The organism is Marinobacter bohaiensis, assembly GCF_003258515.1.
Classification (GTDB): domain Bacteria; phylum Pseudomonadota; class Gammaproteobacteria; order Pseudomonadales; family Oleiphilaceae; genus Marinobacter_A; species Marinobacter_A bohaiensis.
In genome coordinates this window covers 15,027-31,733 of sequence record NZ_QGEH01000005.1, presented here as the reverse complement: position 1 = coordinate 31,733, position 16,707 = coordinate 15,027, and the positions used below count along the sequence as shown (strand labels likewise).

At 64.1% G+C, this 16,707-nt stretch carries 14 protein-coding genes; 2 read left to right on the top strand and 12 right to left on the bottom strand.

The window, feature by feature from the left end; all coding sequences use genetic code 11:
• Nucleotides 1-61: 61 nt before the first annotated feature.
• The 9 genes from panC to dksA form a co-directional block, all read right to left on the bottom strand.
• Entirely contained in the window at nucleotides 62-910 is an 849-nt protein-coding gene (gene panC / locus DKK67_RS18340; protein ID WP_111497975.1) for a pantoate--beta-alanine ligase, read from the bottom strand.
• On the bottom strand, nucleotides 907-1,701 hold the full coding sequence (gene panB / locus DKK67_RS18335) for a 3-methyl-2-oxobutanoate hydroxymethyltransferase (RefSeq protein ID WP_111497974.1): 795 nt from the start codon (nucleotides 1,699-1,701) through the stop codon (nucleotides 907-909). Before panB ends, panC begins: the two co-directional genes overlap by 4 nt.
• A gap of 113 nt (nucleotides 1,702-1,814) precedes the next feature.
• Nucleotides 1,815-2,339, bottom strand: coding sequence for a 2-amino-4-hydroxy-6-hydroxymethyldihydropteridine diphosphokinase (gene folK / locus DKK67_RS18330; protein ID WP_111497973.1), 525 nt, complete (start codon nucleotides 2,337-2,339; stop codon nucleotides 1,815-1,817).
• Between the two features lie 2 nt (nucleotides 2,340-2,341).
• On the bottom strand, nucleotides 2,342-3,694 hold the full coding sequence (pcnB, locus tag DKK67_RS18325) for a polynucleotide adenylyltransferase PcnB (RefSeq protein ID WP_111497972.1): 1,353 nt from the start codon (nucleotides 3,692-3,694) through the stop codon (nucleotides 2,342-2,344).
• Between the two features lie 885 nt (nucleotides 3,695-4,579).
• Nucleotides 4,580-5,980: a sigma-54-dependent transcriptional regulator gene (locus tag DKK67_RS18320; protein ID WP_111497971.1), complete on the bottom strand. Its 1,401-nt coding sequence runs from the start codon at nucleotides 5,978-5,980 to the stop codon at nucleotides 4,580-4,582.
• A gap of 23 nt (nucleotides 5,981-6,003) precedes the next feature.
• A complete protein-coding gene (locus tag DKK67_RS18315; protein ID WP_111497970.1) occupies nucleotides 6,004-8,982 on the bottom strand; it encodes an ATP-binding protein in 2,979 nt (992 codons plus the stop codon).
• On the bottom strand, nucleotides 8,972-9,148 hold the full coding sequence (locus DKK67_RS21760) for a hypothetical protein (protein WP_165857488.1): 177 nt from the start codon (nucleotides 9,146-9,148) through the stop codon (nucleotides 8,972-8,974). Before DKK67_RS21760 ends, DKK67_RS18315 begins: the two co-directional genes overlap by 11 nt.
• A gap of 59 nt (nucleotides 9,149-9,207) precedes the next feature.
• On the bottom strand, nucleotides 9,208-10,086 hold the full coding sequence (gene gluQRS, locus DKK67_RS18310) for a tRNA glutamyl-Q(34) synthetase GluQRS (RefSeq protein ID WP_111497969.1): 879 nt from the start codon (nucleotides 10,084-10,086) through the stop codon (nucleotides 9,208-9,210).
• Nucleotides 10,087-10,143: 57 nt separating this feature from the next.
• The gene (gene dksA / locus DKK67_RS18305) at nucleotides 10,144-10,584 is read right to left on the bottom strand and encodes an RNA polymerase-binding protein DksA (RefSeq protein WP_111497968.1); all 441 of its coding nucleotides are present in this window, start codon (nucleotides 10,582-10,584) and stop codon (nucleotides 10,144-10,146) included.
• A gap of 465 nt (nucleotides 10,585-11,049) precedes the next feature.
• On the opposite strand from dksA, the gene sfsA reads away from it, so the two are divergent.
• Nucleotides 11,050-11,760 (top strand): DNA/RNA nuclease SfsA, encoded by a 711-nt coding sequence (gene sfsA / locus DKK67_RS18300; protein ID WP_111497967.1) that lies wholly within the window; start codon nucleotides 11,050-11,052, stop codon nucleotides 11,758-11,760.
• On the opposite strand, the gene DKK67_RS18295 is transcribed toward sfsA, so the two are convergent.
• From DKK67_RS18295 to DKK67_RS18285, 3 genes are all read right to left on the bottom strand, one after another.
• A complete protein-coding gene (locus tag DKK67_RS18295) occupies nucleotides 11,757-12,086 on the bottom strand; it encodes a Rieske (2Fe-2S) protein (protein ID WP_111497966.1) in 330 nt (109 codons plus the stop codon). The genes sfsA and DKK67_RS18295 overlap by 4 nt on opposite strands.
• Before the next feature lie 7 nt (nucleotides 12,087-12,093).
• Entirely contained in the window at nucleotides 12,094-12,459 is a 366-nt protein-coding gene (locus DKK67_RS18290; RefSeq protein ID WP_111497965.1) for a pentapeptide repeat-containing protein, read from the bottom strand.
• Nucleotides 12,460-12,573: 114 nt separating this feature from the next.
• A complete protein-coding gene (locus tag DKK67_RS18285) occupies nucleotides 12,574-14,136 on the bottom strand; it encodes a bifunctional aminoglycoside phosphotransferase/ATP-binding protein (protein ID WP_111497964.1) in 1,563 nt (520 codons plus the stop codon).
• A gap of 224 nt (nucleotides 14,137-14,360) precedes the next feature.
• Here DKK67_RS18285 and mrcB point away from each other — a divergent pair, with 224 nt between their 5' ends.
• The gene (gene mrcB, locus DKK67_RS18280) at nucleotides 14,361-16,706 is read left to right on the top strand and encodes a penicillin-binding protein 1B (RefSeq protein ID WP_228160706.1); all 2,346 of its coding nucleotides are present in this window, start codon (nucleotides 14,361-14,363) and stop codon (nucleotides 16,704-16,706) included.
• Nucleotide 16,707: the final 1 nt, after the last annotated feature.

Here is a 16,707-nt window from a genome sequence, read left to right as displayed (position 1 = left end):
CATGGGTTGCCCGGGGCTTGATGTTCCGCCGGCGATGATGCCGGAACGAGGAGCCCGCTCCCTAACGGTTAACGGATAGGTTGTCGATCAGTCGAGTGGTGCCCAGAAACGCGGCTGCAAGGATCGTCAACTGCTGGTCTTCCGGCTGGGCCGGTTTCAGTGTCAGGCTGTTGACGATGTTGTAGTAGTCCGGCCGCAATCCGGCCTCGGACAGTTTTTTCTTGGCTTCGGCCTCAAGGGCGGCGAAGTCGGAATGACCCTGGCCCAGCGCGTCGGCGGTGGCCTTCAGAGCCTGGTAGATCACCGGGGCCTGCTGGCGCTCCTGTTTGCTCAGGTAGCCGTTGCGGGAACTGCGCGCCAGCCCGTCCTCTTCGCGGTGGGTGGGCGCGCCAACGATCTCGATGGGCATGAACAGGTCGCCGACCATCTTGCGGATGACCGCCAGTTGCTGGAAATCCTTCTCGCCGAACACGGCGACGTCCGGCTGGACCATGTTGAACAGCATCGAGACCACGGTGGAAACGCCGTCAAAGTGGCCTGGCCGGCTGGCGCCGCAATGACCTTCGCTGACTACCGGCACACACACCTGGGTCTGCTGTGCCAGGCCGTTGGGGTAGACTTCCTCGGCGCTGGGCGCGAACACGATATGGTTGCCTGCCGCCTCCAGCTTCTCCTGGTCGTCCCGCAGGGTGCGCGGGTAGCTGTCCAGGTCCTCGTTGGCACCGAACTGCATCGGGTTGACGAAGATCGAGGTGACCACCGTATCCGCCTGCTGAAGGGCCTTTTCCACCAGCGAAATATGGCCGGTGTGCAGGTTGCCCATGGTGGGGACCAGGCCGATGCGGTGGCCGTGCTGTCGATGGCTGTTCAGCAGGGCGCGCAGTTCCTTGATGGTGTGGACCGTTCTCATGACTTGAAGCTGTGCTCCTCGGCGGGGAAGCGGCGCTCGCGGACGGCCGCCACATAGGCTTCGAAGGCGCCCTGGATGGACTCGGCCTCGGCCAGGAAATTCTTGACGAACTTGGGTGTGCGGCCTGTGGTCGCACCCAGCATGTCGTGCATCACCAGCACCTGACCGTCGGTCTCATGGCCGGCGCCGATGCCGATCACTGGCGCGTCCACGGACTCGGTGACGCGCTTGGCCAGGGCGGCGGGAACGCATTCCAGCAGGATGATGTCGGCACCGGCCTCGACCAGCAGCTGGGCATGGCGGACCATGGCGTCGGCCTGCTCGTCGCCCCGGCCCTGAACCTTGAAACCGCCGAACTTGTTGACGAACTGCGGGGTCAGGCCCAGATGGGCGCAGACCGGCACGCCGCGTTCGCTGAGGGCGCGGATGGTGTCTTCCATCCAGTCGGTGCCTTCCAGCTTGACCATATGCGCGCCGGCACGCATCAGGGCGGCCGCGTTATCCAGGGCTGCTTCGGTGGTGCCGTAGGTCATGAACGGCATGTCGGCCATGATCAGCGCACCCTGGTTGCCACGTGCCACGCAGCGGGTGTGGTAGCAGATCTCCTCCAGGGTGACCGGCAGGGTGCTGTCGTGGCCCTGCAGGACCATGCCCAGGGAATCGCCGATCAGGATAGCGTCGACACCGGCTTCGCTCATCATGTGCGCGAAGGTGGCGTCGTATGCGGTCAGGACGGAAAAGGTTTCGTTATTCTGCTTGCGTTCGCGCAGAGTATTGATGGTGACTGCCATACAATCCTTGCCTTGTGGGTGGCTCATCGAGGAGATGCCGGGACGACCGGATAATCCGCATGCGCGTTCCGGTCCAGGGCGCAGCGCCGTTGCCGAACCGGACAGCCACTAGATTAATCGCCGGGTCCCATTGAGGCAAGACTGCCCGGGACCGGGTCCAGACGGCGCAACGCGTTGTCGGGGCAGCTCTGGCGCAGCTCGGAAACCGGCCGGCCGTCGGGGAGAATAAGCGTGGGGGTCAGGTCCAGCAAGGGCTGGAGGACAAAGTCGCGGTTGGCGAGTTCCACATGGGGAACCGTCAGGCGATCGTCGTCGATGTGATGATTGCCATACAGTAACAGATCGAGATCCAGCGTCCGCGGCCCCCAACGCTGGATGCGCTCGCGCTGGTGCGCCCGCTCGATGTGCTGCAGGGCGTCGAGCAGGTCGAGCGGCCCCAGAGCCGTGCGCAGCAGAACCGCGCCGTTGACGAAATCCGGCTGATCCTGGGGCCCCACCGGGCGGCTGGCGTAAAACGGAGACTGGGCCACCAATTGCGTGTAGGGCAGGGCGGCCAGGCGCGTGATCGCCCCGGCCAACTGGCTCAGTGGATCGGCCAGGTTGCTGCCGAGGCCGATGTAGGCGTCGGTCTCCGGCATGCTCAGGCCTTGGTCTGCGGTTTGCGGCGACGACGACGGCGCTTGTTGTTACGCGCGCCGGCCGGGGCCAGTTCCGAGAGCATGCGCTCCTGGCCGCGTTCGTCGGTTTGCTGGAAGTCGGTCCACCATTGTCCCAGACCTTCGGTGTCTTCGCCGGCGGCTTCGCGCACCAGCAGGAAATCGTAGGCGGCGCGGAAACGCGGGTGGGACAGCGTGGCAAAGGCGCGTTTGCCGTTACGGCGCGGCAGGCGCATCTGCAGTTCCCAGATTTCCTTCATCGGACCCGAGAAGCGACGCGGGATCGCCGTGGCTTTCACCTGCTCGCCGATGACGTCGTTAATGGCGCCGTGCAGGGCCGGTTGGGCGGGCTCGCCGTCATCCTGGCGACGCTTCCATTCCGCCTGCAGGGCGGGCCAGATCAGCGCCGCGTACATGAAGTACGGGGTCACCGACTTGCCCTGGGCGATGCGCCGGTCGGTATTGGCCAGGGCCTGGCGGATCACGCCGTCGGGTTCGCCGGCTTCCAGTGCGGCGGCGGTGGCCGGAAACAGCGGGGCGAACAGGCCGTATTCAAGCAGCAGGTCGTAGGTGGCCGCGCCGTGGCCGGCGGAGAACAGTTTGAGCACCTCGTCGAACAGCCGCGCCGACGGGATGTGGGTCAGCAGCGGCGCCAGCTCACGGATCGGCGCCTCGGTCGCCGGGGCCAGGGTGAAGTCGAGCTTGCCGGCAAAACGAATGGCGCGCAGCATCCGGACCGGATCCTCCCGGTAACGGGTTTCCGGATCGCCGATCAGGGTCAGGCGCCGTTGGCGCAGATCTTCCACGCCGCCGGTAAAGTCGATGACGCTGAAGTCTTCCAGGCTGTAATAGAGGGCGTTGACCGTGAAATCCCGGCGCAGGGCGTCCTCTTCCATGGAGCCGTAGACATTGTCCCGCAAAAGCAGGCCGTGCTCGTTGGCGCGGCGATCGTCGTCGGACTCGTCGTCCGCATCGGCGGCGTTGCCGCGAAAGGTGGTCACCTCAATGACCTCGCGTCCGAACAGCACGTGCACGATGCGAAAGCGTCGACCGATCATGCGTGAATTGCGGAACAGGTCACGAACCTCTTCCGGCGTGGCGTCGGTGGCCACGTCGAAATCCTTGGGGCGCCCGTCCAGCAATATGTCGCGGACGCCACCGCCCACCAGGTACGCCTCGAAGCCTGCCTTGTTGAGGCGGCTCAGAACTTTCTTGGCGGGGTCGCTGATCAGCGAGCGAGAGACGGTGTGCTGGTCGCGGGGAATGACCTGGCGCTGGTAGGCAGGCTGTTGCTTCTTGCCTTTCCCGGAAATGAAGGACTTTATTCTATTGAGCATCGAAACCGTTTCTGAAGGATGAAATCCGAGTTCCGGGCGTTTCCGAATGAAATTGCCGCGGAAGACAATGGGTTTAGGCTGGGAGTTTAACGGTTTGTCGCGATTAAGGCGAACGGCGCGTATTGACGTCGCGAGTCAATTTTGCCGACCCGGAAAATCAAAAGGCGGGTCCGTGAAACACGAACCCGCCGAGAAGAGTAGACGATCTGCATTGTTGTTGTTGTCGCGCGCTCTAAAACGGTTGAACGCAAGCTCCAAGCCAGGAGCGAATGATTGCGAGCGGAACGCTTTGACCACAGAGAGCGGTAATGACACGTCACGAGATTCGAGCAGGTGAATGGCCGTCTGGAAGACGATTCTTTTCTACACGTGCAACTCGCAACAGTCAGGCACCACTAAAAAGCTCAGCACCCAAAACACTCAGTTCGCTCGCGCTCAATTCTTGTTTTTGTTGATGAGCGCATTGCAGCTTTTTGTTCTTGTTTTTGACGCTGCGTCATTCAGTTCTTGTTGTTGTTCGCTATATAGGATTGCAGTGCGCGTGCCAGTTTTTTCTTATCCTTTATTAACAAAGGCTTATGAATTTTGGGTGTGCCAGAACGGGACTATTCTTAGACTCAAGTGTTACTTGGGCGCGGGTTTTCAGACGGACGATGTTCCCCCAGGTAACACCGGGTAACAGGTGAGAGGCGATTCACTTCTTGCCTGCCGAGAAGCGGTTTCTTGTTTTGTGCTGGTTAAATAATAGACACGCCATTGCCGTCCGGCCATGCCGATCGGGCCGTTTCGGATTACGTTTTGGACAGGTGTGCCGGTATTGGGGCTCAGGGTCGCGAGCCCGGGCGTTCAGGGCATGGATGGAGGAATAGCAGGGGCGGGCGCCGTTCAGCTCTTCTTGCGCGGAATGCCCAGGCGCTGGCGCCGTTCCCAGAGCGACTTGCGGCTGATGCCGAGCTTCTGGGCCAGCTCGGTCTCGCTCATCTTGTCCTGGTTTTCCAGCACAAAATGCTGGAAGTAGTCTTCCAGGGACAGATCGTTGGACGATTGCGGATCCGGCGCCGGGGCCGGGTTGTCCTCCTCAATCAGGCCGGCGGGGATGTGGACGTCCCCGTCGCCGCTCTCGACTTCCAGGTCCAGCAGGGTCGGCGTGATCATGCTGTCGTCACAGAGAATGGTCGCGCGCTCGATGGCGTTCTCCAGTTCCCGGACGTTACCGGGCCAGCGATGGTGCTCAAGGGCGCGCATGGCGTCCGGGCTCAGGCTCAGGTCCGGTTTGCCCATGCGCTGGGCCTGGTTTTGCAGGAAACGCTTGGCCAGTCCCAGGATGTCGCCGTTGCGTTCGCGCAGCGGCGGGATGCGGATCTGCATGACGTTGAGGCGGTAATAAAGGTCTTCGCGGAACTCGCCGGTCTTGGTCATGGCGCGCAGGTTACGGTGGGTGGCGGCGATCATGCGCACGTCCACTTTGCGGCTCTGGGTCGAGCCCACCTTGCGAATCTCACTTTCCTGCAGCACCCGCAACAGGCGAGCCTGGGCTTCGGCGGGCAGCTCGCCGATCTCGTCCAGGAACAGGCTGCCGCCGTCGGCCGCCTCGATCAGGCCGGTACGCGCGGAAACGGCGCCGGTGAAGGCGCCTTTCTCATGGCCGAACAGTTCCGACTCAATCAGGCTTTCCGGGATGGCGGCGCAGTTGACGCAGATCAGCGGCTGCTCGGCGCGCGGACTGAGCAAGTGCAGGGCGCGAGCCGCCAACTCCTTGCCCGTACCAGATTCGCCGTTGATCAGCACCGTCGTCTCGGTGGGGGCGACTTTGCGGATCAGCGTGAAGACGTGCTCCATGGCCGAGCACTGGCCGTACATGATGCGTGACGGGTCGCCGTCGGCAGAGGCGCTGGCAGGCTCGCTGTCCGCTTCCGGTGTGTCCGGAGTAGCGCTGGCCCGTCGCTGGAGGATCTCTTCCACGGACGCCAGCATTTCATCGTGGTCGAACGGTTTGGCGATGTACTCCACCGCACCGAGCTTCATGGAGTCCACCGCCGAGCGCAGGCTGGCGTAGCTGGTCATGATCAGCACCGGCGTATTTGGCGCCAGGCGGATCAGTTCGGTGCCCGCGGCGCCCGGCAGGCGCAGGTCGGAGATGATCAGATCGAAGCCGTCCAGCTCGAACTGGTTGCGGGCCTCGTCCACCGAGCCGGCATCCGAAACGTCGTAATCGGCATGGGTCAGCAGCTTGCGCAGGGCTGAGCGGATGATCTCTTCGTCTTCAACGATCAGGATACGACGCATGCCTTGAATTACTGCCTCTTCTGTCAATCTTGCAGGGTGTCTGTTTCGGCTTCGAAGGCCGGCAGGTTGAGACGGACGCATGTGCCGTCGCCTCGTCCGTCCGTCTCCGGGCTGTCCGCCCGACGTTCTACCGGACTCTCGACCGGACTTTCTACCTGGATGTGACCGTAATGCTCTTCGACGATGCTGTACACCAGTGACAGTCCGAGCCCCGTGCCCTGGTTGGGGGCCTTGGTCGTGTAGAACGGCTCAAAGACATGATCGAGCTGGTCGGCCGGGATGCCTGTGCCCTCGTCGACGACTTCGATGATAGCGGAGTAGGCTTCCTGCTTTCCACTGATGCGGATGAGACCGCCTTCCGGCGAGGCGTCCCGGGCATTGGCCAGCAGGTTGACGAAGACCTGAACCAGGCGTTGCTCGTCCCCCAGCACTTGCAGCTCCGGCTGGCAGTCGTTGACGAAGCTCAGGCTGCGTCCCTTGCCGCTGAGGGAAACCAGGTTGATGGATTCGTCGATGCAGCGGCGTAGCTCCACCGGTTCGTAGCGGTTGGCCGGCGTGTGGTTGCCGGCCCGGGCGAAGTTCATCAGTGACTGCAGGATGCGCGAAATGCGCCGGGTCTGCTGCTGGATCTGGTCGGCGGTGTCGAGAATGTCCGGGTTGTCGGTTTCCAGCTTGAGGTTCTGGGCCAGCGATGAAATCCCGGTCACCGGGTTGCCGACCTCATGGGCCACACCGGCGGCCAGACGCCCCACCGAGGCCAGTCGTTCGCTGTGCATCAGTTCGTCTTCCAGCAGGCGCGTCTCGGTCTGGTCTTCCACCAGCACGATGCTGCCGCCCTCCGGGTGATCCGGTCCGCTGAGCGTTGACTTGTGCAGGTTGAACCAGCGGGGCCGGCCGCGCATGTCGAGCCGGTACTTGTAGCGATGCAGCTCCTCGCCGCTGACGAAATCCTCCAGCAGCTCCTGCCACTGGTCGGGCAGGGCGGTCAGGCGTGCGCCCACCACGTCCTCGGCGACGATGCCGGTGACGTCCTCCATGGCGTGGTTCCACATCAGGATCTCGCCGTCGTCGCCGATGGAACAGGCGGCGATGGGCAGGTTCTGCAGGGTCTGGCGGTAGTGGCGGCGCAGGTTGTCCAGCTCCCCCGCCAGGCCGGTCAACTGGCTCTGGTAATCGCCCAGTGCCTTCTCGATGTAGTGGATGTCCTGGCTGGAGCGTCCGGTGGCCTGGGGCTTGAAACCCAGATGGTGTTTGACGATGTCCCGCGCCACCGACGGCCCCATCAGGCCGGATAGATTGACTTCGATCTGGTCACGCAGGCGGCGCAACTGGTAGGGGCGATACTCCACGTTGGGCAGTCGCAGTTGGTGCAGCGCCCGGCCCACTTCCCGTTCCGCCACCGCCATGCCCAGCGGCGTGGCCAACTGGTGCTTGAACTCCTCCGAAGAGCCGGACAACAGCTCGCGCCGCTGAGGCCGGGACAGGGCGCCGAGGGAGCAGGACTGGGCGGCGCTGTCCTCCTCGTTCGAGGTGTCGGTCAGCAGCGAGACCAGGGCGAAGACGCAGACGTTCAGCGTGAGGCTGGCGAAGGTGAAAATGTGGGCGTTGACGACGCTGATGCGGGGCAGACCCAGCCAGGTCAGCAGGTCGCCACCGTAGGAGAAGGGCGCGACCAGCGTGGCGACCCACACCAGCGAGCCGGCGATCAGGCCCGCAATCAGCCCCTTGCGGTTGCCTTCCGGCCAGTAGATGACGCCCAGAGCGCCGGGTAACAGTTGCAGGGCGCCGGCCAGCGCCAGCATCCCCAGCACGGCGAAATCCAGCCGTGAGCCGACCCATTCGTAGAACACCAGCGCGCCGAAGATGATGACCGCGACCAGGATGCGCTTGACCCAGCGCAGCCAGCGGTAGATGTTGTCCCGCTCGCGCGGTGGGCGGATGGGCAGCACAACGTGGTTGAGCACCATGCCGGCGAGAGCCAGGGTGCTGACGATCACCAGACCGCTGGCGGCGGACAGGCCGGCGATGTACATGCCCAGGGTGAGCACCGGATGATCGAGGATATAGGCGGCGCCGATGGCAAAATAGCTGGGCTCGGTGGGTGCTTCCAGCGCCTGGCCGCCCCACAGGATCAGCGGCACCGGCAGGGCCAGCAGCAACAGGTAAAGCGGCAGCCCCCAACTGGCCTTGGCCAGACCCCGGGCGCTGGGATTCTCGCTGAAGATCATGTGGTACATGTGCGGCAGGACCAGCGCGCCGGCGAAGGACATCAGCATCAGTGCGCGCCAGCTGCCGTCATCAAGCTGTATGCCGAACGGCCGCGACAGGGTGACGTTGTAGTCGAGCCAGACTTCCAGCCCTTTGAAGCCGCCGAACACCCCGTACAGCAGGACGCCGCCCAGCACCAGCATCGCCACCAGCTTGACCAGGGAGTCGAAGGCGATGGCCACCACCAGTCCCTGGTGACTCTCCTTGCCCTGCTCCCGCCGGGCGCCGAACAGGACGGTAAACAGCACCATGGCCAGGGCAAACAGGAAACCGGTCAGGCGTGGTGAGGCGTCGGGGGCCAGCAGGGAGGCGGTGTCGGCCACCGCTTTGATCTGCATGCTCAGCAGCGACAGGATGGCCGCGCCCGACAGCAGCGTCACCAGCGTGCCGGCCCACTGGCTGCGATAGCGGAAGGCGAACAGGTCGGCCAGGGACGTCAACTGGTAGCTGCGGCCGATGCGCAGGATGGGGTTGAGCAGCACCGGGGCCAGCAGGAAGGCGCCGCTGATGCCGATGTAGTAGGCCAGGTAACCGAATCCGAAGACGCTGGCCATGCCCACGGAGCCGTAGATCGACCAGATGCCGGCGTACACGCCCAGGCTGAGGACGTAGACCAGCGGATGGCGCACCCAGCGCGCCGGTAGCAGGCCGCGCTCGGTGATGTGGGCAACGCCGAACAGCAGGGACAGGTAGGCCAGGCTGACCAGGATCAGCGTGGTCAGGCTAAAACTCATTGGGATCGCGTCGCCACTCAAGCCAGAATCCCACGGCGATCAGTCCGGCCCAGGCAATGAACGGGCTGTACCACGCACTGCCGGGCTGGATCCACCAGTCCAGGATATTCGGTGAAAAGATATAGACGGCCAGTACGAGCAGAAAGACGAGGCGGTAGATGTACATCGAATGTCGTTCCCTGCTGTGACTGAAGCACCGGTTATACCACGTAACCTCTTGGGGTGTCAGGCCGGAGCGGTGCCACAGTCCGCCGGCAGGTCGGCGGGGGACCAGTGCGCGACGGCCCACTCGAGGATGGCGTCAGGCTCGTTCGCCGGGAGCTCGTCTGGCGGCCTCTGGCCCAGGGCGCGCAGGGCTTGCAGCAGGTTCGCACCGGGCCGGTGGTCGTCCAGGGCGGGCGCATGGGTCTGCTTGCTCAGCTTCTGGCCGTCGGCGTTGACGATCACCGGAATGTGCAGGTAGTGCGGTTGCGGCGCACGGAGCAGGTCGTACAGACGGATCTGGGCGCCGGTGGTGTCGAGCAGATCGGAACCGCGCACGATGTCGGTGATGCCCTGGTCGATGTCGTCCACCACCACCGCCAACTGATAGGCGTAGAAACCTTCCTTGCGCTGCAGCACCGGATCGTCGCGTTCGGCCTTGAGTACCTGGGCCTGCGGGCCCATGTGTCGGTCCATCCAGCCGACGGTGCTGTCGTCCAGCCTGAGGCGCACTGCATAAGGCGTTGAGGGCACCGACGTGCGTTCACGGCAGAGGTTGGGATGGTGTCCGGCGTTGGCGGCCAGTTCCTTGCGTGAACAGGTGCAGCGGTAGGCCATTCGGTGCTCGAGCAGTTGCCTGATGGTATCGGCGTAGGCGTCGTGGCGTCGGGACTGGAAGCGCACGGATTCGTCCCAGCGCAGGGCGTGGGCTTCCAGGCTGGCGAGGATACGGTCGCTGGCGTCAGCGGGTTCACGCAGGGGGTCGAGATCCTCGATGCGCACCAGCCAGGAGCCTCCGCGGCTGCGGGCGTCGAGGTAGCTCGCCAGGCCGGTGACCAGGGAGCCAAAATGAAGCGGACCGGTTGGCGATGGCGCAAACCGGCCCCGATAGGTCGAAGTCATCAGTGGGCAATGCCCGGGCGCACTGGTCGCCCGGGGCCGCATCCGATCCCGGCGGGATCAGATCCCGGTCTGACGCTCGCGGATTTCCGCCAGCGTCTTGCAGTCGATGCAGAGCGTTGCCGTCGGACGCGCCTCAAGGCGGCGGGTGCCGATCTCAACGCCGCACTGGTCGCAGAATCCGTAATCGTCCTTGTCGATACGATCAATGGTCTGGTCGATCTTCTTGATCAGCTTGCGCTCGCGGTCGCGGGTGCGCAGCTCCAGACTGAATTCCTCTTCCTGAGTCGCCCGGTCGCTGGGGTCGGCGTAGTTGGCCGCATCTTCCTGCATGTGATGCATGGTGCGGTCCACTTCCTCCATCAGCTCCTGTTTCCACTTGAGCAACAGCTGGCGGAAATGCTCCAGCATGTCGTCGCTCATGTACTCCTCGCCCTTCTTCATTTCATAGGGCGTGAAGTTGGTAAACCGCTCGCGGGCTTTTTCTTCGGTGTTCGGCATAGAAACCAGCCTCTATCTTATACTCCAAGGAGGCTCCAGCCATGCTGTGGTTCTGGAGACCTGACCTATAGGGCATGACAACCGCCAGTCTGGCGACTGCCTCGGATTCCTGTCACTGTTTATCCGTCTATTAACCGTGTGTCTCTCCGGTCTTTCCCGTCATGGATACCTGCCCTGAACCGGCGTTGCCTGACCTGTAAGCGTAGCATGATTGCCGTTGCGCTTGCCGGCGTTGCCCCGGCTGCAGGCGTGGCGGCGGGACTGAACGAATCTGCGGAAAATAGCAGATTCACCTGAGTCGCGCTAGTCCTGCAAAAGTCGCCCGGTGCGGGTGCCGCAAAGCCCCGGAATCGCTACCATAGCGCCCTGATTCTCAACCCGCATGGCCGGCGCTGGCCCTCCCGCGGCGCGCCTGTTCCGGTTCCTGCCGCGGTTGATGGAGAGCAAACTGTTGGAGGATGTCCTATGGAATTCCCGTCGCCGCTGATCGAGGGGCGTCTGATCAGGCGTTACAAGCGCTTCCTGGCCGATGTGGTGTTGGCGGATGGCTCGGAAGTAACGGCTCACTGCCCCAACACCGGCTCGATGCTGGGCTGTCAGCCGCCCGACGCCCGCGTCTGGCTGAGCGAGAGCCAGGACCCCAAACGCAAGCTCAAGTACACCTGGGAGCTGGTCGAGACGGCGCCGGGCGAGCTGGCGCTGATCAACACCGCGCGGCCCAACCGCCAGGTCCGGTCCGCCATCGAGGCAGGGCTGATCCCGGCGCTGGGCGGTTATGCCCGCCTGCGCAGCGAGGTGCGTTACGGGGCGGAGAAGAGTCGCATTGACCTGCACCTGTCCGGTCACCCGGAGCATGCCGACGCCTGGGTGGAGGTCAAGAACGTCACGCTCGGCGAGGCGGGACGCGGCTATTTCCCGGACGCGGTGACCACCCGCGGTCAGAAGCACCTGCGCGAGCTGATGGCCCAGGCCGCGGCTGGCGAGCGCGCGGTCCTGTTTTTCTGCGTCAATCACACGGGCGTGGCATCGGTGGCGCCGGCGGACCATATCGATCCGGAGTACGGACGTCTGCTGCGTGAGGCCGTGGCCGCGGGTGTGGAGGTGCTGGCCTGGCGGGCCGAACTGAGCCCGGTGAGTCTGGCCCTGGCCTCGCCGCTGCCGGTGATCCTGGATTAAACCCGGATGATCAGGCGGCCCCGGTTGCGCTCCAGCGCCAGGGGAGTGAGCTGGTCACCGGCGCAGGGGCCGGCGATGCAGTGGCCGTCGTCCACGGTGAACAGCGCGCCGTGGTTGGCGCACTGGATGAAGCAGTGGTCGGGATCCATGAACTGGTCGGGCAGCCAGTTCAGCTCGATGCCCAGGTGCGGGCAAAGGTTGCGGTAGGCGTAGACGTGCCCGCGGTGGCGGATGACGAAGCCGCTGCTGTCATCGGGCAGGTTGAACTGGCGGCACTCGTTATCCGCCAGATCGTCGTCCAGTTCGATGGTGCCAGTGTCCCCCATTGGCAGCCTACTTCATCATGTTGTAGCGCATGCGGGTACCGTGGTTCAGAGACATCACAATCTCGTCCGCGTGCAGGGCGCGCGGAAACAGGCACCCGGAGATCTGGGCGCCGGCAATGCTGGCGCCTTCCAGTTGGCAGTCGCTGAAATCGATACCACGCAGGTCGGCACCGCGGAAATAGGCGTGGCTCAGGTCCAGATCGCGGGCGTCGAGCCCGCGCAGGTCGAGGCCGCGGAAATCGCCGTGGGCGAAACTGGGCAGCGCGTCGACCCGGCCCCGGGCGTCGTTGAACGCGGGGACATCCTCGTCGCGCAGGGTCTGGTACAGCGGGTGATCGATCGCCCGGACCACGTGCTCCATTGGATCTTCCATTCGACAGCTCCCTCGCTCGTTCCTGTTACGGCTCTATCATGGCGTCGTCATGGCTCAGCTATGACTCAACCCATGCCGACAGTGTAGACGTCCTGGCCGGGCCGGGTGGCCGGGTTACAGGGGCTGGCCGAAATGCGCCCGGATCCGGTCGGCGAGACCTTCGGCGACACGGTCTTCCTCGGTATGGACGTACACCGTGTGGGAGCGCTCTTCCTCGGTCAACTGTTCGACCCACTTTTTCTGCTCTTCCAGCAGGGCCTCGGTGGCTTCGGAGGCGTCGGCGGCGCGCTCTCGCACCCATTTGCGACGCAGTTCTTCCGGAGCGATGCAGTCTACCAGCAGGAAGGGCATGCCAAGCTCCTCGGCCAGACCGGCGAAGCGCTGCCGTTCGGCGACGCGCAGGCTGGCGGCGTCGACGATCACCGGCAGGCCGGCGCTGAGCAGTCTGGATGCCAGTTCGACGAGCCGGTCGTAGGTGCGCTGGTTGGCCTCGGGGCTGTACATGTCCTGGCCGATACCGGAACGGCTGCTGGCCAGCGGATCAAGCCCGAACAGGCGCTTGCGCTCCACGTCGGAGCGCAGCCGGATGAGGTCCAGTTCCCGCGCCAGGCCGCCGCTGATCACGGTCTTGCCGCTGCCCGACAATCCGGCCGTCGCCAGCAGGTAGGGGTTGGGGCAGGCGCCGTAGCTGTCCGCCAGCTCGGCGTAGCTGCGATAGGTGTCCAGCAGGCGCGCCTTCTCGGCGTCGTCCAGATCCGGATTGCCCAGGGTGAACAGGGCGATCTTGGCCCGAACCATGGCCCGATAGGCCTTGTAGAGCGACAGCAGCGGCAGGCCGTCGAAGTCGCCGCTGTATTCCAGGTATGTATTGAGGACGTCGTTCGCCAGGCGGTGTTCCCCCCGGGACTCCAGGTCCATGAGCAGGAAGGCGAGGTCGTTGATGACGTCGATCCAGCGGAACGGCTCGTTGAATTCGATGCAGTCGAAGACCGTGATCTCGCCTTCGTAATAGGTAATGTTCGACAGATGCAGGTCGCCGTGGCACTCACGTACAAACCCGTTGGCACGACGTTCGGCGACCAGCGGCTTGAGGCGCTCGAAGGTGTCGCGGGTCCAGCCTTCCAGGGCATCCACCTGCTTGAGCAGGCCGGCGTCGTCGAGCAGCGGGCGGATCTGGTCGAAGTTCTCCTGCATGGCCGCGTAGACGGCTTCCGGCGTGCCCAGTGGCTTGTCCTCGGCGACCGGCGGCAGATCCCTGTGGAAGGCCGCGGTCTGGCGCGCCAGGTCCTTCATGGCCTCGGCGGACAGCTCACCGCGTTCCTGGATGGCGTCGAGCAGGTTGGCCTGGTCGAACTGGCGCATGCGGATGGCGTACTCGAAAGGCTCGCCGGCACCGTTCAGCTCCGGGGCTTCCGGTGAGCCGGTGATGGCCACCACGTCTTCATAGAGTGCGGGAGCCAGGCGGCGATTGAGGCGGACTTCCTCTTCGCAGAAGTGGCGACGGCGCTCCAGGGTGGAGAAATCAAGGAAACCGAAATCCATGGGCTTCTTGATCTTGTAGGCGTGGGAGCCGGTCAGGATGACCCAGGAAATATGGGTTTCCAGGACCTGGAAGCCGCTGGCCGGATGGTCATAACGTGCGGGATCCTGAAGGGCCTTGATCAGCTCGCTGCTCACGGAGGTCTCCTTTGCTCATTGGGTTGCGGCGCATTGGATCGGGGCTCGGTTAACGGATGCGGGGCTGAACGCCGGCACCGTGAGCCGACGCCTATCATAGCGCGCCACGTTGCAAATGACAGGGGCGTGACCCGGATTCGGGCCAATGGTCGGCATATCCGGGTTCTATTACGGTTTCACAACCTCTGTCCTTCGGGTAACCCGCTCTGGTTATAATGCGCGCCATGGCTAAATCATCCCCCAAGCGCCGCTCCAGCGGCCGAGCGAAGAAGAAAAACACGCGCAAGCAGCCCTCCGGCGGCGGTTTCAAATCCACTCTCTGGCGCTTCAGTTGGCGCGTTGGCCTGGTCGGACTCGTGGTCCTGGCGGGCTGGACCGTCTGGCTGGACGTGGTGGTGACCTCGAAGTTCGAGGGACGACGTTGGGAGATCCCGTCACGGGTATACGCGCGGCCTCTGGAACTCTACGACGGTGCGCCGGTGACCACCAGCGGGCTGAGTAATGAACTCAAGCAACTGGGCTACACCCCGGTACGGTCGGCCCGGGAGCCGGGAACATACAGCCGCAACGGCCGCACGTTCGAAATCTACACCCGCCGCTTCCAGTTCCCGGACGGAAAGGAACCGGCGCGGCGCCTGCGCTTTTCCATCAGCGATGACCGGGTGGGCCAGTTCCGGGTGACCAGCGGGCAAAACTCGCCGGTGGTGCGGCTGGACCCGGTGCAGATCGGCGGCATCTACCCGGCCCACAAGGAAGACCGGGTGCTGATCCAGCTCGATCAGGCACCGCCTTACTTCGAGACCGCCCTGCTGGCGACCGAAGACCGGGATTTCTACGAGCACTGGGGTGTGGCGCCGCTGTCCATCGCCCGCGCCATGTGGGCCAACCTCCAGGCCGGCCGCGTGGTGCAGGGCGGCAGTACCCTGACCCAGCAGTTGGTCAAGAACCTCTATCTCAGCCGCGAGCAGACCCTGGTGCGCAAGGGCAACGAAGCGATCATGGCGATGTTGCTGGAGCTGCACTACGGCAAGAAAGAGATTCTCCAGACCTATCTCAACGAGGTGTACCTGGGGCAGGCGGGACCACGCTCCATTCACGGCTTCGGGCTGGCCAGCCAGTTCTATTTCGGCGAATCGTTCTCCGACCTCGACCTGCACGAAGTGGCCCTGCTGGTGGCCATCATCAAAGGCCCGAGCTATTACGACCCGCGCCGCCATCCCGAGCGGGCGCTGCGTCGTCGCAACCTGGTGCTGGACATGCTGGCGGACACTGGTCAGGTGCCGGCGGACGCCATCGACCGGGCGCGGCAGAAAGGGCTGGACCTGGTGGCCAAACCGTCCTACAGCAACGCCCGCTATCCGGCCTACCTGGATCTGGTGCGCCGCCATCTGGCGCGGGAGTACAAGGACGAGGATCTGCAGAGCGAGGGCCTGCGGATCTTCACCACGCTCAACCCCGAGATCCAGCGTGTGACGGAAAACGCCGTGGAGCGCACCCTTGAAAACATCGAGAAAGGGCGTGGGCAGGAAGACCTGGAAGCGGCCACCGTGGTGACGTCCCGCGACAGCGGCGAAGTGCTGGCGCTGGTGGGCGGTCGCGATCCCAAGTTTGCCGGATTCAACCGCGCGGTCGATGCCCGGCGTCCCATTGGCTCGCTGATCAAACCGTTCATCTACCTGACCGCGCTCAGTGAGCCGGACAAGTACACCTTGATCACCCCGATCAAGGACGAGCCGTTCTCGCTGGTGTTCGACGATGGCCGTCGCTGGGAACCGCAGAATTACGAGCGCGAAGCGCACGGGCAAGTCCCGCTGCACCGGGCGCTGGCCAAATCCTATAACCTGGCGACCGTGCGCGTTGGCCTCGACGTGGGCGTGGATGCGGTGATCGATAACCTGCACAAGCTGGGAGTAAACGACCCGATCCAGGACTATCCTTCGATGTTGCTCGGGGCCGTCAACCTGTCGCCGGTGGACGTGGCGTCGCTGTACCAGAGTCTGGCCACCTCCGGCTTCAATACGCCGCTGCGCACCATCCGCGAAGTGACCACCGCCGGCGGCGAGAGTCTGACCCGATACGGGCTGGCGGTGGATCAGGTGGTGGATCCGGCGGCGGTGCATCTGGTGCAATACGCCATGCAGGAAGTGATGCGTGAGGGTACCGGCCGCTCCGCGTATCGTTATCTGTCCAGCGACCTGGGGCTGGCCGGTAAGACCGGCACCACCAACGACGGGCGTGACAGCTGGTTTGCCGGCTTCAGCGGCGATCTGGTGACGGTGACCTGGGTGGGGCGCGACGACAACGGTCCGACCAACCTGACCGGGGCCACCGGTGCGCTGCCGGTCTGGGCCAATGTGATGGCGCAGATTCCCCAGTACGGTTTCTCGCCCATTGTGCCGTCGGACGTGAAATACCATTGGGTGGATGGCGAGCGGCAGGCGCTGACTCAGGATTCCTGCAGCGACGCCCGCTTCGTGCCCTTTATCGTGGGCAGTGAGCCGACCGATACCGTTAATTGCTCCGGCGACATCACCGATCGCGTGCGGAGCTGGTTTGAAGGAATTTTCTGAT

Excerpts from the sequence above, each read along its gene's own strand:
- panC (WP_111497975.1), bottom strand. The coding sequence starts at position 910 with ATGAGAACGGTCCACACCATCAAGGAACTGCGCGCCCTGCTGAACAGC.
- panB (WP_111497974.1), bottom strand. The coding sequence starts at position 1,701 with ATGGCAGTCACCATCAATACTCTGCGCGAACGCAAGCAGAATAACGAA.
- folK (WP_111497973.1), bottom strand. The coding sequence starts at position 2,339 with ATGCCGGAGACCGACGCCTACATCGGCCTCGGCAGCAACCTGGCCGAT.
- pcnB (WP_111497972.1), bottom strand. The coding sequence starts at position 3,694 with ATGCTCAATAGAATAAAGTCCTTCATTTCCGGGAAAGGCAAGAAGCAA.
- DKK67_RS18320 (WP_111497971.1), bottom strand. The coding sequence starts at position 5,980 with ATGCGTCGTATCCTGATCGTTGAAGACGAAGAGATCATCCGCTCAGCC.
- DKK67_RS18315 (WP_111497970.1), bottom strand. The coding sequence starts at position 8,982 with ATGAGTTTTAGCCTGACCACGCTGATCCTGGTCAGCCTGGCCTACCTG.
- DKK67_RS21760 (WP_165857488.1), bottom strand. The coding sequence starts at position 9,148 with ATGTACATCTACCGCCTCGTCTTTCTGCTCGTACTGGCCGTCTATATC.
- gluQRS (WP_111497969.1), bottom strand. The coding sequence starts at position 10,086 with ATGACTTCGACCTATCGGGGCCGGTTTGCGCCATCGCCAACCGGTCCG.
- dksA (WP_111497968.1), bottom strand. The coding sequence starts at position 10,584 with ATGCCGAACACCGAAGAAAAAGCCCGCGAGCGGTTTACCAACTTCACG.
- sfsA (WP_111497967.1), top strand. The coding sequence starts at position 11,050 with ATGGAATTCCCGTCGCCGCTGATCGAGGGGCGTCTGATCAGGCGTTAC.
- DKK67_RS18295 (WP_111497966.1), bottom strand. The coding sequence starts at position 12,086 with ATGGGGGACACTGGCACCATCGAACTGGACGACGATCTGGCGGATAAC.
- DKK67_RS18290 (WP_111497965.1), bottom strand. The coding sequence starts at position 12,459 with ATGGAAGATCCAATGGAGCACGTGGTCCGGGCGATCGATCACCCGCTG.
- mrcB (WP_228160706.1), top strand. The coding sequence starts at position 14,361 with ATGGCTAAATCATCCCCCAAGCGCCGCTCCAGCGGCCGAGCGAAGAAG.